This is a genomic window from Sorangium sp. So ce296 (assembly GCF_051529605.1).
Lineage (GTDB): Bacteria > Myxococcota_A > Polyangia > Polyangiales > Polyangiaceae > Sorangium > Sorangium cellulosum_D.
In genome coordinates this window covers 4,001,244-4,018,197 of the sequence record NZ_CP150325.1, presented here as the reverse complement: position 1 = coordinate 4,018,197, position 16,954 = coordinate 4,001,244, and the positions used below count along the sequence as shown (strand labels likewise).

Sequence of the window (16,954 nt, the reverse complement as noted above, 5' to 3'; positions counted from 1 at the left end):
AGCCGCGGCGCGCCTGGCCGCCAGCCGCGGCGCGCGCCTGGCCGCCGGCCGCGGCGCGCGCCTAGGACGCGCAGGGCGGTTTGCGCTAGCCTGCCGCCGTGCGCCGACTCGGGCTCCTCACGACGCTGACCGCGCTGCTCGCGCTCGCGTCGCCGGTCCGGAGCGCCCGCGGCCAGGACGCCGGCGTCCCGGCGCCGGCGCCCATGCTGCTCGACCGCGTCGTCGTGCGCTGGCACGCGCCGGAGACGGGCGGCGTGCGCCGCCCGCAGTTCGTCTTCGAGCGGGAGCTCGCCTTCCAGGCGCGCATCGAGGCGCTCGCCGACCCCGACGCGGAGCCCGGGCTCTACCGGGACCGGCACGTCCGCGCCGCGCTCGATCGGCACATCGCCGAGACGCTGCTCGCCAGCCTGCCGATCTCGCCGGCGCCGACGTCGGCGGAGGTCGCGCAGCGGGCCGAGGCGGCCCGGTTTTCGCTGGAGCAGCGCGCCCGCGGCCGCGCGCGCCTCCTCGCCGCGGCGGCCGCCGAGGGGGTGAGCTCCGACGAGCTGGACGCGCTGCTGCGCCGACAGGCGCGCGCGAGCCTGTACCTGGACCGCATGGTCGCGCCGATGCTCGAGCCCAGCGAGTTCGAGCTCAAGCTCGTCCTGCGCTCCGGCGCCACGCCGTTCAAGGATCAGCGCTACGAGGACGTCGCCCCGGCGCTGAAGCGCTGGTACGTCGCGCAGCGGCTCGCCCACGCGCTCGACACCTACTACCAGAGCGCGCGCGCCCGGGTCTCCTTGAGCGTCGTGCCCGCGCGCTGAGCGCGCGCCGGGCGGCGGACGAAACGCGCGTCGCGAGGCGCGCGAACGAAGAGCGCCGCGCGCCTCACGCATCGCCAGGCGCCGGCCCTCCGGCGCCTCCGCCTCGGGAAAACCCCCTTCGCGTGGTCTCCGCGTTGCGCCGGTGCAACGTGCCTATCCCGACGTGCGTCCGCCCGCTTTCTGCGACCCATGGCGCCCGCCAGAGCGCCCATCGGCGCCTGTGGTGCGACGCGGAACGACGCGGAACGACGCGGAACTACGCTGCTCGAGGCGCGGAAGAGGTGGAAGAAGTGGAAGAGGTCGAAGAGATAACGCAGGTGGATTCTATCTCTTGATATTGAAGGACACCGAAGCGATACTGCAGCGTCGCCTGGTGTTCACTCCAGGCAACTTGGAGCGCGGGCGCTTCCGTGCTGATCGCGCGGGAGGGGGGTCCAGTGCGCCGTATCCGTAGGGGTGTTCGCTGGGGCTACATGCCGGCGATCGGCGTTGGAGGACGCGTTCCAGGAGCGATGAGATAGAGCACGAGACCCTGGCCGTGCGCCGCTCGTGAGCCGCCGGAGAGCGCGATCGCGCCGGCGCGGCGCGGCGCCGGGCCGACGGCGATGTCGCGAGCGGCCTTTGCGGCGGGGTCGATCCCGGGCGTGGGCGCGCTCGGGGAGCCACTCCGACGAGCGGGCTGAGCAGGCCTCCCCGCCGGGCGTCTCCGGGATCGCGCCGCGAACCCGGCGCGCAGGCCTCGACGTCGGGGCGCGGCGCCGTCGCGTCGCGCTCGCGCGCGGCGCTCTGTGATCCGGTGTGCCGCGGCCGTGCCCTCGTGTGCGGGAGAGGCGGTGGGAGAGCGCGCGCCCGCCGCTCGGCGGCGTCGGCGACGAGCATCGTGAGGAGACCTCGCAAGGAGCTGTTCACATGGAACCCGGAGAACGTTCGTTTCATCGCAGGCATCTGTTGCGCGGACTCGGCGGCATCGCGACGCTCACCGCGGTCGCTCCCGCGGTGCTCGGCAGCGCCTCCGCCGGCGCGACGACGTCGGCCGTGCTCGCCACCGGCTTCCCGGAGATGGTGGGCATGAGCTCGGAGCGGATCGACGATGTCTTCGCGCGCGTGCAGCGCCGCGTGAACGACGGCCTCTTCCCCGGCGCGACCGCGCTCGTCGCGCGGCGCGGCGTCATCGTGGGTCACCGGGCGTTCGGCAACAAGGTCGCCGGCTGCAGCGAGCCGGTCACGCTCGACACGATGTTCGATGTCCTCTCCATCACGAAGGTGCTGGCGACCGCCACGGCGACCCTGGCGCTCGTCGAGCAGGGCAAGCTCCAGCTCTCCGACCGGGTGGCGTCGTACCTCCCGCGCTTCGCCGCGAACGGGAAGTCGGGCGTCACCGTCCTCGATATGCTCCGGTACTCGGCCGGGCTGCCCATGGACCACCAGCTCCTCGACGCGCCGGACGACGAGGCCGCGTGGCAGGCCATGGCCGAGACGCCGCTCGAGGTCGCGCCGGGATCGTCGGTGCTCTACAGCGATCTCACCTACCGCCTGCTGGGCCGGCTGGTCGAGGTCGCCTCCGGCACGGATCTGAGCACCTTCGCGCACGCGCACATCTGGGGCCCGCTCGGCATGCACGACACGATGTTCAACCCGCCGGCGGAGCTCGCGCCGCGCATCGCGGCGACCGGGGCCTCGGCGCGCCGCGGTCGCCTCGTGCGCGGCGAGGTGCAGGACGAGCAGGACTTCGCGCTCGGCGGGATCACGGGCTGCGACGGCGTGTTCACCACGGCGATGGACATCGCCATCTTCTGCCAGATGATCATGGGCTCCGGCAGCTACGGCGGCGCGCGGGTGCTCACCCCGGAGTCGGTCCGCGCCATGACGCGGAACCAGACGCCTCGGGTCACCGCCGCGGCGACGGACACCTCGCCCCTCAACAACCTCCTGCTCGCGCCGAAGGGCCTCGGTTGGGAGATCTGGACGCCGCGCTTCTCGAACGGCGGAACGCGGCTGTCCCCAGGCTCCTTCGGCAAGGCGGGCGGGACCGGCACGTTCGTGTGGATCGACCCGGCGCGCGAGCTCTTCGGGATCCTCTTGACGAATCACGGCCTGCCGGAGCCCTTCGACGAGATCGGTTGGAACCGGCTGCTCGACAGCACCGGCGTGGCGGAGTTCTTCGACGGGGTGATCGCCGCCGTCGCCGACGAGCGCTGAGCCGCCGCTGGCCCTCGCCGGCCAGCGATCCGCGTCCATGCGTCTCGCGCGGCGGGATCGTGGCTGTCGTCCGAGCGCCGCGCCGCCCGCGGCGAGAACATGACGTGTCTCGCGGCGACCGCGTAACGCCCTTCCTGGACATGAACGTGTCCACCTCGCGGTGCACGGCAGTCGAGACTGCCCCGCTCGCGATCTGCGTCGAGCGTGACGCCGCGACAACGCATTGCGTTATACCGCGTACCCGGAGCGGGCCTCTCCCGCGGCCGCGTCGCCCTGCGCGCGCGCGCAGGGGTTCTCGCGGGCGCCACGGGCGCGGCGCGCGCGATCGTCAATGACGCTCCTCGGAGGGGAGGGCGCGCCGGGGCACAACGCAGGAGAGCGAGACGCGCCCCGCTGGCGATGCCCCGCTCGCCTCGAGACGAAAAACCGAGTTCGAGGTCCCGAAACAATCCGCGCCGCGTCGCGCGCTCTGGCGACGCCGCCGCAGCACGGAAACCGCGCCCCCCGCGGCTCGCGAACGCAGCCTCGCAGTCGCGTCGCGCGCGCGCCGAGCACTCCCGGTAACGCGCCAGGCGTCGCGTGGATTCTTTTGGCTGCACTTCATCCGGATCGAGCTGTTTTGGCGCAATGCGTCATCCTGCGCCTCGGCTTGTAGCCCGGGGGAACGGTTAAGGTTCGTTAAGACAAGTGATTTCGGTCACTTAATCTTGACGCATCGCAGAAGGCAACAAACTGCTGAGGGTGCTTCGGAGACCTTTGACATGAACAGAACGTTCCTGTTAACTGTGCCCCCCGCGAGCCCCACGTGTGTGGCGCCGGGCGGCTCTGTCACACAGAGCCATCCTTAGATTCTCTTGACAGGCCGCTTCCTCTGCCGCTCTGGCCATCTGGCCGAATCACCTCCCCATCACCCCAAGCACACTCCAAGAAATGGATAGGAGCGTCGTTCGATGACATCACTTAAGAGAGACAGGTCGTCGGTTCCCAGCATGCGAATCGCGGGTCGGCGCGCCGCAGTCCGAGCCCTCGGGCTGGTTTCCGTCTCCGCCATTTGCCTCACGGCGGCGCCGAAGTCGGCCCACGCCGTGGGAAGCGAGAACTTCGAGTGGCACTGGTACTCACGCCTCGGCATGGCGTGGTCGCTCTACGGACAGAGGGCTCAGGGCCAGTCGATGAACCTGCTCGGGTTCGGCATCGGCGGCCGTTACGAGGAGGATGACTACTCCGAGCCGTCGTTCGTCGCCCACGTGGTGAAGGGCGCGACGCCGCAGGACTTCTACGTGAAGTCCGAGATGACCTTCGCCATCTGGAAGCCGCGGGGGCAGATGTTCATGCAGCCTGCCTCGCAGGGCGGTGAAGGGATCACGGTCCAGTTCAACCAGGCCTACATCGAGGCGGGCAACTTCCTCGTCCCGGGCCTCAGCGTCTGGGGTGGCGGGCGCTTCTTCCGCGAGCAGTACGCGCCGATCGGCGACTACTTCTACCTCGACGACCTCAGCGGCCAGGGCGGCGGCATCACGTACGAGAACCTGAAGCTCGCCATCCTCGGGTATCGGAGCGACGCGGCGTCCGGCACCCCCGGCAACAATCCCCCGTTCTACAACTTCCCGGGCGGGGTCGAGCGCTTCCGCACCATCTTCGCCGGCAACTACAAGTTCGAGTTCGGCGGGGAAGCCAAGCACCACGTCAAGGTCCACGGCGAGTTCCATGTCCTTCCGGGCGCGTCGCGGGGGCCGGATCAGGATGCGCCCGAGGACGGCAAGGGCGACGTCGGCGGCGTCATCGGCGCGAAGCTCCACCTCGGGCTCGGCCAGGGCAACTGGAGCGACACGTCCGTGCGCTTCGGCACCGGCATCGCCAACGGCGCCGCCGGCGGCGCGAAGACGTACCAGACCTGGGGCGCGCCCAACGACGACGGCACCTACTCGGGCTCGTTCGCCGTCGAGGCCGTCGAGCACCTCGGCTTCCGGATCGGCGACGTCGCCGCCCTGGAAGGCCTCGCCACCTTCCACTACACGAAGGGCGCGGCCGACGCCGACGGCGCCGCGGCACTTGGGCAGGCCGACAAGCAGTTCGACTTCTCGGTCCAGGCGAACGCCGCGATCTTCGCCCACAAGGTCTTCCACCCCGTCGTCGAGGCGTCGTTCCAGGGGCGGAAGGACGGCGACGGCGACCTCGGGACCGCGATCAAGCTCTCGGTCGTCCCGACCCTCGTGCCGACGGGCGAGCTGAGCACCGGCGCGCGGCCGCACTTCAAGCTCATCTACACGGCCGCCATCTACAACGAGGCGGCGGTCCTGCAGAACCAGTCGCCCTACATCCGCGCCTTCGGCCTCCGCGACGAGTCGGATCCGGCGAACTTCCGGGCCCGCTCGACCGTCGGCCACTACATCGGCGCGCGCACCGACTGGTACTTCTAGACCGCTCGGCGATCGAAGCCGCCGCTCCCCTCCGTTCCCTTCATCCCACCTCAGGCCAGCGCCCCGGCGCCGCGATCGCGGCGCCGGCGGCGCGCCCTCACGCCGTGTCGCTGCGCGACTCGCTCGCGATCTCCTGCGAGGCGGGCCCGGACTCCTCGTCCGCCGGACCCTGCGCCTCGTGGTAGTGGTGCGCGAACGATCGCGCCGCGCGGCGCGCCTTCAGGAACTCCGCGAACGCCGTCAGCGTGTCGAGATCCCGCGGGCCGAGCGCCTCGGCGATGTCGCGGAGGTTCTTGCGCAGGCTCTCCACGCTCTTGCCGCGGCGGGGCTCCCGCACCTCCTCGCGCTCGCGCTCGCGCTCGCGCGGCGGCGGCTCGACGGCGGGCGCCACGGGCGCGGCGGCCTCCGGGCGGGCCGGCACCTCCGGCACCCAGAGCGGGCGGGGGACCGGGTTCAGCGCGTGGGCGCTCAGCCACGCCTCCATGAAGATCCGCAGCCGCTCGCTCCGGAAGGCGAACCAGCGCTCCCGCTCCGGGCCGTAGGACATCAGCACATCCTTGAAACGCCGGAACGCGCCCTTGCCGTCGATCGCCTGGCTGAGCTTCGCCTGGAGCTCCATGTCTTCCACCATCGGGATGTAGCGCTCCATCCACCGGTACTGCTCGCGGGAGCTCACGGGATCGATCCGGAGGTAGTTGGCATCGGCCGCGATGCGCGCGTGCATCTGAGGATCGGCCACGCCGTCGACCACGCGCAGCACGTCGCCCGTGCCGAGGTGCAGGTACGAGTGCACCTCTGGGGCGTTGTTCTCGAAGGCGTCCTCCAGCGCCTCCCAGTCGATCGGGATGTCGCGAACGGCCGTCCCGCCGGCTGAAGCATTCTCGGTAGTCGGCATGTCCTCCTCGTCTCCATCGAAAGCAGCGAGGCGGCGGTGGGCTGGCCGCGCGCCTCGGTTCAAGTGCACCAAGTTTGAACGGAAATGCGCCGTCGTCATAGCACTCTACGCTGGTTGGGGGCTTCTGGGCCTAACTCTCGCAACCTAGGGTTGATTCCTTGATCCGGAAGCCCGTTCGGCCGCCGAGCCGGCGGCGCGATGACGGCTCGGGAGCGAGCTTCGGAAGACCTGGTTCAAGCGGAAAACAGCGTGGAAATTCAGGGGAATCGGGGCGCGATCAGCCGCGCTGCGAGCGCGCGCGCGCCACCGCGTCGGCCCAGCGGCGGAGGTGGGACGCGCGATCCTCCTCGGTCATCGCGACCTGGAAGCTCTGCCCGACACGGGACATGCGGGCCGAGTCCTCCTTCGTCCGGAAGAGGCCGGCGCCGACGCCGGCGAGCATTGCGGCCCCGCGCGCCGTCGTCTCCAGGTCGGTGGGGCGCTCGATAGCGACGTTCGCCACGTCCGCCTGGAACTGCATGAGCAGGTCGTTCGCGGCGGCGCCGCCGTCCACGCGCATCCGGCGCACCGGGTGGCCCAGGTCGTCGGCCATCGCCCGCACGAGATCCGTCACGGAGAGCGCGATTCCCTCGAGCGTCGCGCGGGCGAGGTGCGCCGCGGTCGTGCCGCGCGTCACCCCGACGATGATCCCGCGGGCGTCCGGATCCCAGTAGGGCGCGCCGAGGCCGGAGAGCGCCGGGACGAACGTGACGCCCTCGCTGGAGGGCACGCCGCGGGCGAGCGCCTCGACGTCCGCCGCGCTCTTGATGACGCCCAGGCCGTCGCGGAGCCACTGCACCGCGGCCCCGGCGATAAAGGCGCTTCCCTCGAGCGCAAAGACCACCTCGGAGCCGATCTTCCAGCCCACGGAGGTGAGCAGGCCGAAGCGGCTCCGGAGCGGGCGATCGCCGATGTTGGCGAGCACGAAGGCGCCGGTGCCATAGGTGCACTTGGCGTCGCCCGTCGCGAAGCAGGCCTGGCCGAAGAGGGCCGCCTGCTGATCGCCGGCGATGCCGGCGATCGGGATGCCGTCCGGCAGGTGAGGGAAGCCGCGAGTCGCGGCGATGCGGCCCGCCGACCCGACGATCTCGGGCAGCAGCGGGCGCGGGATCCGCAGCATCGCGAGCATCGCGTCGTCCCAGCTGAGCGACGCGAGGCTCATGAGCAGGGTGCGCGACGCGTTGGTGACGTCGGTCGCGTGCACCGGAGCCCCGCCGGCCACGTCGCCCGAGAGGCGCCAGACGAGGAAGCTGTCGATCGTGCCGAAGCAGAGCTCGCCGCGCTCGGCGCGCGCGCGCGCGCCGGGCACGTTGTCGAGGATCCACTCGAGCTTCGTGCCGCTGAAGTACGGATCGAGCACGAGGCCGGTCGTCTCCTCGACCGCCTGCTCGTGGCCCGCGGCGCGCAGCTCGGCGCAGCGCGGCGCCGTGCGGCGGTCCTGCCACACGATCGCGCGGTGGATCGGCCTTCCGGTCGCGCGCTCCCAGACGAGCGTCGTCTCGCGCTGGTTCGTGATGCCGATGGCCTTGATCGCGCTGCCCGCCACGCCGGCCGCCTTGAGCGTCTCGCCCACGGCGTCCCGAACGCTCTGCCAGATCTCCTCCGGGTCGTGCTCGACGAGCCCGGGCTCCGGGAAATGCTGGCGAAACTCGCGCGTCGCGCGGCCCAGCGTCGCGCCCGCCGTGTCCATGAGGAGGGATGTCGTGCCGGTGGTGCCCTGATCGATCGCGAGGAGGTACGCGGAATCCATGCGGCCGACTAACGCGGCGGCCCGTGGGCGCATAGCCGTTCCAGGCGACACTTCCACACGGATCCCGATTCTGTGTTCTGTACGTATGATCAGTGGTCGCCGCGGGGGCCGCCCGAGGCGACCGCGCCGGGCGCGGGCGCGTCCCCGCGGATCAGCGCGGTCGCTTTCCCCGGCCTGTCCTGGACTCCGGCCGGAAAGATTGTCGGTCCGTGCTCGGCTGGGTAATCTCCCAGAACCGATGGCCCGCCTCATCCTGCAGACCGCCGAGGGCCAGCAGGCGATCGAGCTGCGGCCCGTGAACTCGCTGGGGCGCCACCCGAACAATTCCATCCAGCTGCTCGACAAGATCGTCTCGAAGGAGCACTGCATCATCGAGCAGCGGGGCGATCACTTCGTCCTGCGCGATCTCGGGAGCCTGAACGGCACGTTCGTCAACAGCGAGCGTGTCCGGGGCGAAGCGCCGCTCAAGCACGGGGACGAGATCGCCCTGGGGTCCACGCGAGGCCGCTTCGACGATCCGGGCGCGCCGGCCGCCCCGCCGCTCGTCCCGGGCTGGCCCCCCGCGGTGAACCACCAGGGCGCGGCGCCGGCGCCCGGGTACGGACACCCGCCGCGCGAGGGCGCCTACCCGGCGCCGCAGCAGCCGCAGTACCCGCGCCAGCAGCCGCCGCAGCAGGCGGGGGCGCTGTCGGGCACGCCGGCGGCGCCGCCGGTGGCGCGGCAGCCGCCGTACGTGCCGCCGCCGCTGGTCGCCGGGCCGGGCGGGACCGCGCCGCTGCCGGGGCGCTCGGGGGCGCACGGCGGCTCGTACGTCGCGCAGGGCACCCGCATCGACGTGAACGATCAGGCCCGGCAGATCGGCACGCAGATCGCCGCGGTCGACAAGGGGTTCCTGGCGTTCGACCGGATCGCGAACGACATGAACCAGCTGCGCGCCGACTACGAGCGGCTGCGCCTGTCGCACGAGCTGTCCCGCGAGATCGCCGCCGAGCGCGACACGACGAAGCTGCTCGAGAAGATCCTCACGAGCGTCTTCAAGTTCATCCGCGCCGACCGCGGGGTGATCTTCCTGCGCAACGAGAGCGGCGAGCTCACGCCGCAGGCCATGCAGCGGCGCGACGGGACGACGGCGCCGATCAGCGTGTCCTCGACGATCCTGAACCACGTGGTGCACGAGCGCGCCGCGGTGCTGACCCACGACGCGGCGATGGACTTCGCGGCGTCGAAGGGCAAGAGCATGATCCTGAACCGGATAAGCTCGGCCATCGTCGCCCCCCTCGTGGCCCCGCTGCAGCACAACAACGAGGTGCTCGGCGTGCTCTGGCTCGACTCGGAGACGCTCGCGCAGTTCCAGCCCAAGGACCTCGAGCTCGTGACCGCCATCGCCTACCAGGCGGCGATGTTCATCGAGATCAACATCCTCGGGAAGAAGATCGAGAACGAGATCGTCACGCGCGAGCAGCTGCGCCGGCTGCTCTCGCCGAACATCGCCGAGCGCGTGCTGAGCGGCCAGCTCGCCGTGAAGCAGGGCGGCCAGCACGTCGAGGAGTGCACCGTCTTCAACAGCGACATCCGCGGCTTCACGCGCATGGCCGAGAGCAAGAAGCCCGAGGAGCTCGTCGTGATGTTGAACGAGTACTTCGAGCGGATGGTCGACACGATCTTCCAGTTCGAGGGCACGCTCGACAAGTTCATGGGCGACGGGATCATGGCGCTCTGGGGCGCGCCGGTCGCCCACCGCGACGACGCGGTCCGCAGCGTGGAGTGCGCGCTGAAGATGGGCGAGGTGCTCGGCGAGTTCAACCGCGAGCGGCTCCAGCGCGACGAGCAGCCGCTCGCGGTCGGCATCGGGATCCACACCGGGCCGCTCGTCGCCGGGTACATCGGCAGCTCGAAGGCGCTCAGCTACACGGTGATCGGCGACGTGGCGAACACGTCGGCGCGGCTCTGCTCGATCGCGCTGGCCGGCCAGATCGTGATCAGCGAGACCACGTACGCGCAGCTCGGCGGCCGGTTCGAGACCGAGGAGCTGCAGCCCGCCAAGGTCAAGGGCAAGGACAAGCCGATCCCGATCTACAACGTGATCCGGAGCCGGCCGATGGCGCAGGTCCCGGCGAACGCCTTCGCCAACGTCGAGCCGACCAACGCCGCCCAGGAATGAGCGCGATGACGCGACGCCTCCGCCCCGGGCGGAGGGCGAGCGCGTCGTCGCGGGGGCGCGGGGGCGCGACGCGCTCGACGCGATGCGCCGCGGCAGCACAGCGCCGTAGCCGTCCGCCCGCTGCAGCGTTAGGGTCCGCGCCGTGGCTGCTTCGATTCTACCCTTTGAAAAACCCGTCGCAGAGCTGATCGAGAAGGTGCGGGAGCTGCGGTCGCTCGCCGCGGCCGACCCGCGCTTCGAGCCGGAGCTCGCGCAGCTCGAGGACAACACGGGCCGGCTGGCGCGCGAGATCTTCGCGGGCCTCACGCCGATGCAGAAGGTGCTGCTCTCGCGGCACGCGAACCGGCCGTACACGCTCGACTACGTGAAGCGGCTCTTCACGGACTGGGTCGAGCTGAAGGGCGATCGGCGCTTCGCCGACGACTGCTCGATCGTCGGCGGGCTCGCGACGTACCACGGGCGGAGCGTCGTGGTGGTGGGCCACCAGAAGGGGCGCGGCGCGAAGGAGAACGTGAAGCGCAACTTCGGGATGCCGCACCCGGAGGGCTACCGGAAGGCCATCCGGCTCTACGAGATGGCGGACCGGTTCGGGCTGCCGATCCTGACGTTCATCGACACGATGGGGGCGTACCCGGGCATCGGCGCCGAGGAGCGCGGCCAGAGCGAGGCGATCGGCGCCGCGCTCGCCGCGATGGCGCGGGTCGGGGTGCCGATCGTGGCGACCGTCATCGGCGAGGGGGGCTCGGGCGGCGCGCTGGCGCTCGGCGTCGCGAACCGCGTGCTGGTGCTCGAGTTCAGCTGCTACTCGGTCATCTCGCCCGAGGGCTGCGCGGCCATCCTCTGGAAGGACGGGGCCCGCGCCGACGAGGCCGCGGCGCGGCTCAAGATCACCGCGCCGGACCTCCTGCAGCTCGGCGTCGTCGACACCATCGTCGAGGAGCCGACCGGCGGCGCGCACCAGGACCACGACGACGCCGCGGCGCGGCTCGACAAGGCGCTCTGGGCGACGCTCACGTCGATGGACGGGCTCAGCCCGGAGGAGCTCGTGGACGACCGGTACCGCAGGTTCCGCGGGCTCGGATCGTTCGTGGGCTAGGCGGGCGCGAGGCGGCTCGAGGCGGCGCGCCGCGCGGGCGCTACGGCTGGCCCTCCCCGGGCGCCGGGGCTATACGCCTCGCGGATGGACTACGGCAAGGCGACGCGGACGCTGCTGCTCGTGGGCACCAGCGCGGTCGCCGCCGGCGCGGTCCTCTGGGTTCAGTCGCGGTTCAACGCCTCGGATCGCAGGGCGGCGCTCGGCATCGTGCAGCAGTACCGGGCGCAGGACGGCCGGAGCGTGCCGGAGGCGATCGGCGCGCGGCACCCGGGCAAGCCGCCCGTCTGGAGCACCGCCACCGAGTCGGCCTGCTTCCAGCACGTCCGCGTGCGCGCGACGATCGAGGGAGAGCCGCGCGCGGCGTACGACTTCCTCGTCGACATCAACGGGCCGTCGATCCACCCGGGCAACCGCGACGGCGAGGCGATCCTCGGCGAGCTCGGGCGTCCGCCGGCCGAGTCCGCCGCCGCGCCGGGGGCGCCGTGAGCGTCCGCGTCGCGCTGCTCGGCTGCGGGCGGTGGGGGGAGAAGCTCCTCCGCGCGCTGTCGGAGAACGCGCGGGCGCGCGTCGTCGCGGTGGCGGACGTCGACCGCGGCCGCCTCGCGCGGGCGCGCGCGCTCGCCCCGCGGGCGCGGCTCGTGCGCACGCTCGACGAGGCGCTGGCCGCGCGCGTGGACGCGGTGGTCGTCGCGACGCCCGCGGCGAGCCACGCCGAGCTCGCGCTGCGCGCGCTCGAGGCCGGCGCCGACGTGTTCGTGGAGAAGCCGCTGGCCCTCTCCGCGGCGCAGGCGGATCGCTGCGCCGCGCGCGCGGCGGCGCTCGGCCGGGTCGGCATGGTCGGCCACCTGCTCCGCTACCACCCCTCGGTGGTGCACCTCGTCGCGCTCGCGCGCGAGCGCCGCCTCGGCGATCTCGTGAGCTTCAGCGCGGCGCGCCTCTCGACGGGCGGCGCCGGCGGCGGGGCCCGCTCGGCGCTCTGGACGCTCGGGCCGCACGACCTCTCGGTGCTGTCGGCGCTCGACCCGAGCCCGCTCGTCGAGGCGCGGGCCCACCTCTCGCCGGGCGGCGAGCACGTCACGCTGTCGGCGCGCCTCGAGAGCGGCCTCACCGCGCAGATCGAGCTCTGCTCGTCGAGCCCGACCAAGGAGCGGCGGCTGCGGCTCGCCGGCAGCGCGCGCGTCGCGCTCTTCGACGACGTGCGCGCGCCCGACCGGCTGGCGCTGCTCGACGCGCGCGGCGCCACGGCGTGCGCGCTGCTCGGCGATCGCGCCGAGCGCGACGCGCTCGCGCGCGTCGTCGAAGAGCGCGAGGTCGAGGTGCCGTGGCGCGAGCCGCTCTCGGTGGAGATCGAGCATTTCCTCCGCTGCGTCGAGGACCGCGCGCCGCCGCTGACGCCGCTCGACGAGGGCGCCGCGGTGGTGCGGGTCCTCGAGCGCGTCGAGGCGACGCTCGCGCCGGTCGAGGCGCGGGCGGCCGCGGCGGGGTAGCCGCGGCCGGCGCGCCTGGCGATCGCCGGCGCCGCGCTCGGGAGGGCGCGGCGAGGCCCGGCGGCCGAGTCCGGCGGCCCTCGCCGGAACGGGCGAGGGCAGCGGGGACGTCGCGAACACGGGAGCGGCGCATTTTGCGACGAGCTGAGCCCCGCCGCGCTTTGCAGCGCCGGATCGGCGTGGTACTGCCGTGCGCCGGAAGGGTACGATGCCGCAGGATCCGAAGCTCACGCCCACGCAGGTCAAGGCGCCGCACGGCGCGCGGGTGATGGAGATCCACTGGGCCGACGGCCACCGCAGCGTCCTCCCGCACGAGATCCTGCGCGGGTACTGCCCGTGCGCGAACTGCCAGGGGCACGGCGGCACGATCAACTTCGTGCCCGGGGGCGATCTGGACGTCCGCGAGATCGAGCAGGTCGGCAACTACGCGCTCCAGTTCACCTGGGGAGACCGGCACGACTCGGGGATCTACACGTTCCGGTACCTGCGCTCGCTCTGCCAGTGCGACGAGTGCAAGCCGCAATTCCAGCCGCCCCGCTCCAAGTGACCGCCCGCCGCCCGCCCAAGCCTCAAGCTGCTCCCCCGCCGGCGCGCGCCGAGCGGCAGCTCGATCCGTTCCAGATCGTCGACTCCTCCTTCGTCGCCGGCGCGGCCTCGCTCGCGTCGCTCCCTCCGCCCGTGAGCGCGGAGGTGGCGTTCGCGGGGCGCTCGAACGTCGGCAAGTCGAGCCTCATCAACACGCTGGTCGAGCGCAAAGGGCTCGTCCGGACGAGCTCGAACCCGGGCTCGACGCGGCAGATCAACCTCTACGAGGCCCGGGCGCGCGACGGCGTGGTGTTCCAGCTCGTGGATCTGCCGGGGTACGGCTTCACCCGGCGCTCGAAGGCCGAGCAGGCGGCGTGGGCGTCGCTGATCGAGGGCTACCTGCGCGGGCGCATCACGCTCGCCGCGGTGCTGCTCCTGGTCGACGCGCGGCGGGGGCTCGAGGAGGACGACCTCGAGCTCGTCCGCTTCGTCGAGGCGTCGCGCGACGTGGCGCGCCGGCCCGTGGAGCTGCTCCTCGTGGCGACGAAGATCGACAAGGTGCCCAGCTCGTCGGTGCGGCGCGCGCTGGATCAGGTGTCCGCCGCGGCGCCGCGGGCGGCGAGCGGCGCGCTCCGCCGCGCGGTGGGCTTCTCGTCGATCACCGGCGAGGGCAGGCGGGAGCTGTGGCTCGCGATCCGGCGCGCGACGCTGCTCGGCAGCGCCGCGCCGCAGAGCAGCGGCGCCGCGGGCGGCGACGAGCAGCGGGGGGCGACCGACGGCTGACCTCGCAGCGGTGCGAGGCGCGCGGAGGAGCGGCGTATCTCGCCCCAACGCGGGGCCGATGGAGGTATAGACCCGCCGTCTGATCCTCCATGAACGTGCGGCTCCTCCGGCTTCGCGGGGGAGTCACCAGAGCCGAACGTTTCGCTGTCGCGCCGCGTCTCGCCGTGCAGGGCGCGCGCCAGCCCACGTTCTCACCGGCTGCCCCCAACGATGCCCGACTACTCCGGCCAGGTCACGCACGTCCACGCGTCGCTGACGCCGCTCTGGTGGATCCCGCTCCTGCCGCTGCTCGGCGCGGCGACGAACGCGCTCTTCGGCCGCGCGCTGCAGCGGAGCGCGTTCGGCCGCGATCTGTCGAAGCGGCTCCACATCGGGAGCTTCGGCGTCACGCTCGTCGCCGTGGGCGCGATGCTGGGCGCCTTCGCCCTCGGGCTCGCGAACTTCGTGGCGCTCGCTGGGCTCGATCCGGAGGAGCGCGCGCTCTACAGCTTCGCCTGGCAGATGGTGCGCATCGGGTCGCTCGACGCGAACTTCGCGTTCGTGATGGACCCGCTGAGCGGCCTCATGACGCTGATCATCACCGGCGTCGGCGCGCTCATCCACGTCTATGCCGCGTCGTACATGGAGGCCGAGCCCTCGTACTGGCGGTTCTTCACGTACCTGAACCTCTTCGTCTTCGCGATGTTGCTCCTCGTCCTCGGGGACAACCTCATCGTGATGTTCTTCGGCTGGGAGGGCGTCGGCCTCTGCAGCTACCTGCTCATCGGGTTCTGGTACCGCGACTACGGGAAGGCCACCGCCGGCATGAAGGCCTTCGTCGTGAACCGGATCGGCGACTTCGGCTTCGTGTGCGGCCTCGCGCTCCTCTTCTGGGGCCTCGGCGCCAGGTGGCTCGACGACGGCCGGTACCTGTCCGATTACCGCGCGCGCTTCATCGCGGTGGCCGCGGAGGCGCGCGGCGACGGCGGCGCCGCCGCCGGGACGAGCGACGCGCCCGCGAGCAAGCCCGGCGAGCGCCGGGCGCCGCGCGCCGGCGCCAAGGGCTACCTCACCTTCACCGGCCACCCCGGCGCGCGCGTGTACCTCGGGATCGCCGACGCCGCGCAGCTCGCGTCGAACCCGCGGCCGTTCGGCGTGTCGCCCTTCCTTCGGAAGGAGATCGACGCCGGGGCGCACTCCGTGGTGATCGTGCCGGGCGACGGCGCCGTGATCGGGGGCGACGGCGTCGAGATCGCCGCGATCGAGTGGATGCGCGTCGAGCCGGGCAAGGAGGTCGTGCTGGCGACCGTGGGCTCGACGGTCACCTTCCGCGAGATCCACGACCAGCTCGTGATCAAGGACGCGGGCGGCAAGGCGTTCCTCAAGGAGGCGCTCGAGTCGAAGACGGTGTGGGGCGTCTCGCTGGTCACGCTGGCCTGCCTCTTCCTGTTCGTCGGCGCGGCGGGCAAGAGCGCGCAGATCCCGCTCTACGTCTGGCTGCCCGACGCGATGGCCGGCCCGACCCCCGTCTCCGCGCTGATCCACGCCGCCACCATGGTCACGGCCGGCGTCTACATGATCGCGCGCCTCAGCTCCCTGTTCTCGCTGAGCCCGGTCGCGGGCGGGGTCGTCGCGCTGATCGGGGCCTCGACGGCGCTCTTCGCGGCCACGATCGGCTTCTTCCAGTACGACATCAAGAAGGTGCTCGCCTACAGCACGGTGAGCCAGCTCGGCTTCATGTTCATCGGGGTCGGCGTGGGGGCGTACTGGGCCGCCGTGTTCCACCTGATGACGCACGCCTTCTTCAAGGCGTGCCTCTTCCTCGGCTCCGGCTCGGTGATCCACGGGATGCACGCGGTGGAGCACGACGAGGCCGCGGCGCAGGACATGCGCAACATGGGCGGCCTCCGCCGCGTCATGCCGCTCACGGCGCGGACGTACCAGGTCGCGTGCCTCGCCATCACCGCCGCGCCGATCCCGTTCTTCGCCGGCTTCTGGTCCAAGGACGAGATCCTCTGGAAGGCGTTCGGCACCGAGAACACCGGCCCGATCCCGGGGCTGCTCATCTACGGGATGGGGCTCGCGGCGGCGCTCTGCACCTCGTTCTACATGTGGCGGAGCTACTACCTGACGTTCGAGGGGCCGCACGCCCGCAAGGAGATCAAGACGAAGGTCCACGAGTCGCCGCCGGCGATCACCTGGGTGCTCGCGGCGCTGGCGGTGCTGTCGGCGCTCGCGGGCGCGGTGTTCGGCTTCTCCAGCCACTTCGTCGGCGGCCACGGCGAGCCCCTGCTCGAGGCGTGGCTCCACCCGGTGTTCGCCCACGCGGACGTCTCGTTCCAGCGCCACGGGCTCGGGCTCGAGCTCGCGCTCATGGCGCTCTCGGTCGGCGGCGCGATCTTCGCCTTCTCGCGCGCCCGCGCCCGCTACGGCGAGCGGCGCTCGGCGCGCTGGGCGGAGGAGGAGCGGCGGCTCCCCGGATATCGGCTCCTCTCGAACCGGTACTACGTCGACGAGATCTACGACGCGACGGTGGTGCGCGCCGCCCTCTCGCTGCGCCTCTTCTTCGCCGAGATGGACCGGTGGATCGTCGACGGCATCGTCAACGCGGTCGCGGTCCTGACCCGGGCCGCGGCCTGGGTCACGGGCGCCATCGACAGGTACCTCGTCGACGGGATCGTGAACCTCGTCGCCGAGGGCACGCTGAGCGCGGGCGCGAAGCTCCGCACCCTGCAGACGGGGCGCGTCCAGAGCTACGTCTACTTCCTCCTGGGCGGCGTCGCCTTGATCAGCATCGTTCATTACTTCCTGCGGTGA

12 protein-coding genes are annotated in these 16,954 nt (G+C 72.1%); 10 read left to right on the top strand and 2 right to left on the bottom strand.

Going from position 1 to position 16,954, the window contains the following annotated elements:
- The first annotated feature begins 98 nt into the window (after positions 1-98).
- The 3 genes from WME98_RS15055 to WME98_RS15045 all read left to right on the top strand — a co-directional run bounded on the left by WME98_RS15055 (position 99) and on the right by WME98_RS15045 (position 5,422).
- Positions 99-803 (top strand): hypothetical protein, encoded by a 705-nt coding sequence (locus WME98_RS15055; protein ID WP_437333917.1) that lies wholly within the window; start codon positions 99-101, stop codon positions 801-803.
- Between the two features lie 948 nt (positions 804-1,751).
- Complete coding sequence (locus WME98_RS15050) at positions 1,752-3,002, top strand: serine hydrolase domain-containing protein (RefSeq protein WP_437951914.1); 1,251 nt, start codon at positions 1,752-1,754, stop codon at positions 3,000-3,002.
- 1,085 nt (positions 3,003-4,087) lie between these two features.
- The gene (locus tag WME98_RS15045) at positions 4,088-5,422 is read left to right on the top strand and encodes a carbohydrate porin (protein WP_061623801.1); all 1,335 of its coding nucleotides are present in this window, start codon (positions 4,088-4,090) and stop codon (positions 5,420-5,422) included.
- A 97-nt stretch (positions 5,423-5,519) separates the two neighbouring features.
- Here the strand turns inward: WME98_RS15045 and WME98_RS15040 are convergent, their stop codons facing one another.
- Both WME98_RS15040 and glpK read right to left on the bottom strand, forming a co-directional pair.
- On the bottom strand, positions 5,520-6,317 hold the full coding sequence (locus WME98_RS15040; protein WP_061623802.1) for a UPF0158 family protein: 798 nt from the start codon (positions 6,315-6,317) through the stop codon (positions 5,520-5,522).
- Positions 6,318-6,594: 277 nt separating this feature from the next.
- On the bottom strand, positions 6,595-8,106 hold the full coding sequence (glpK, locus tag WME98_RS15035; RefSeq protein ID WP_437951913.1) for a glycerol kinase GlpK: 1,512 nt from the start codon (positions 8,104-8,106) through the stop codon (positions 6,595-6,597).
- Positions 8,107-8,344: 238 nt separating this feature from the next.
- Here glpK and WME98_RS15030 point away from each other — a divergent pair, with 238 nt between their 5' ends.
- From WME98_RS15030 to WME98_RS15000, 7 genes are all read left to right on the top strand, one after another.
- Positions 8,345-10,267 carry an adenylate/guanylate cyclase domain-containing protein gene (locus WME98_RS15030; protein WP_437951912.1) on the top strand — a complete coding sequence of 641 codons (1,923 nt, stop codon included), beginning with the start codon at positions 8,345-8,347 and terminating at the stop codon, positions 10,265-10,267.
- 142 nt (positions 10,268-10,409) lie between these two features.
- Complete coding sequence (locus WME98_RS15025; RefSeq protein WP_437315646.1) at positions 10,410-11,363, top strand: acetyl-CoA carboxylase carboxyltransferase subunit alpha; 954 nt, start codon at positions 10,410-10,412, stop codon at positions 11,361-11,363.
- A gap of 84 nt (positions 11,364-11,447) precedes the next feature.
- A complete protein-coding gene (locus WME98_RS15020) occupies positions 11,448-11,849 on the top strand; it encodes a hypothetical protein (protein WP_437333911.1) in 402 nt (133 codons plus the stop codon).
- Entirely contained in the window at positions 11,846-12,850 is a 1,005-nt protein-coding gene (locus WME98_RS15015) for a Gfo/Idh/MocA family protein (RefSeq protein WP_437951911.1), read from the top strand. Before WME98_RS15020 ends, WME98_RS15015 begins: the two co-directional genes overlap by 4 nt.
- A 208-nt stretch (positions 12,851-13,058) precedes the next feature.
- Positions 13,059-13,397 carry a gamma-butyrobetaine hydroxylase-like domain-containing protein gene (locus WME98_RS15010; RefSeq protein ID WP_020740654.1) on the top strand — a complete coding sequence of 113 codons (339 nt, stop codon included), beginning with the start codon at positions 13,059-13,061 and terminating at the stop codon, positions 13,395-13,397.
- Complete coding sequence (gene yihA, locus WME98_RS15005) at positions 13,394-14,158, top strand: ribosome biogenesis GTP-binding protein YihA/YsxC (RefSeq protein WP_437951910.1); 765 nt, start codon at positions 13,394-13,396, stop codon at positions 14,156-14,158. Before WME98_RS15010 ends, yihA begins: the two co-directional genes overlap by 4 nt.
- 210 nt (positions 14,159-14,368) lie before the next feature.
- Positions 14,369-16,954, top strand: a complete 2,586-nt coding sequence (locus tag WME98_RS15000) for an NADH-quinone oxidoreductase subunit L (protein WP_437951909.1) — start codon at positions 14,369-14,371, stop codon at positions 16,952-16,954.

What these genes read in the sequence shown, in the direction of transcription:
- WME98_RS15000 (WP_437951909.1), top strand. Translation starts at nt 14,369, where the DNA reads ATGCCCGACTACTCCGGCCAGGTCACGCACGTCCACGCGTCGCTGACG.
- WME98_RS15040 (WP_061623802.1), bottom strand. Translation starts at nt 6,317, where the DNA reads ATGCCGACTACCGAGAATGCTTCAGCCGGCGGGACGGCCGTTCGCGAC.
- WME98_RS15030 (WP_437951912.1), top strand. Translation starts at nt 8,345, where the DNA reads ATGGCCCGCCTCATCCTGCAGACCGCCGAGGGCCAGCAGGCGATCGAG.
- glpK (WP_437951913.1), bottom strand. Translation starts at nt 8,106, where the DNA reads ATGGATTCCGCGTACCTCCTCGCGATCGATCAGGGCACCACCGGCACG.
- WME98_RS15020 (WP_437333911.1), top strand. Translation starts at nt 11,448, where the DNA reads ATGGACTACGGCAAGGCGACGCGGACGCTGCTGCTCGTGGGCACCAGC.
- WME98_RS15010 (WP_020740654.1), top strand. Translation starts at nt 13,059, where the DNA reads ATGCCGCAGGATCCGAAGCTCACGCCCACGCAGGTCAAGGCGCCGCAC.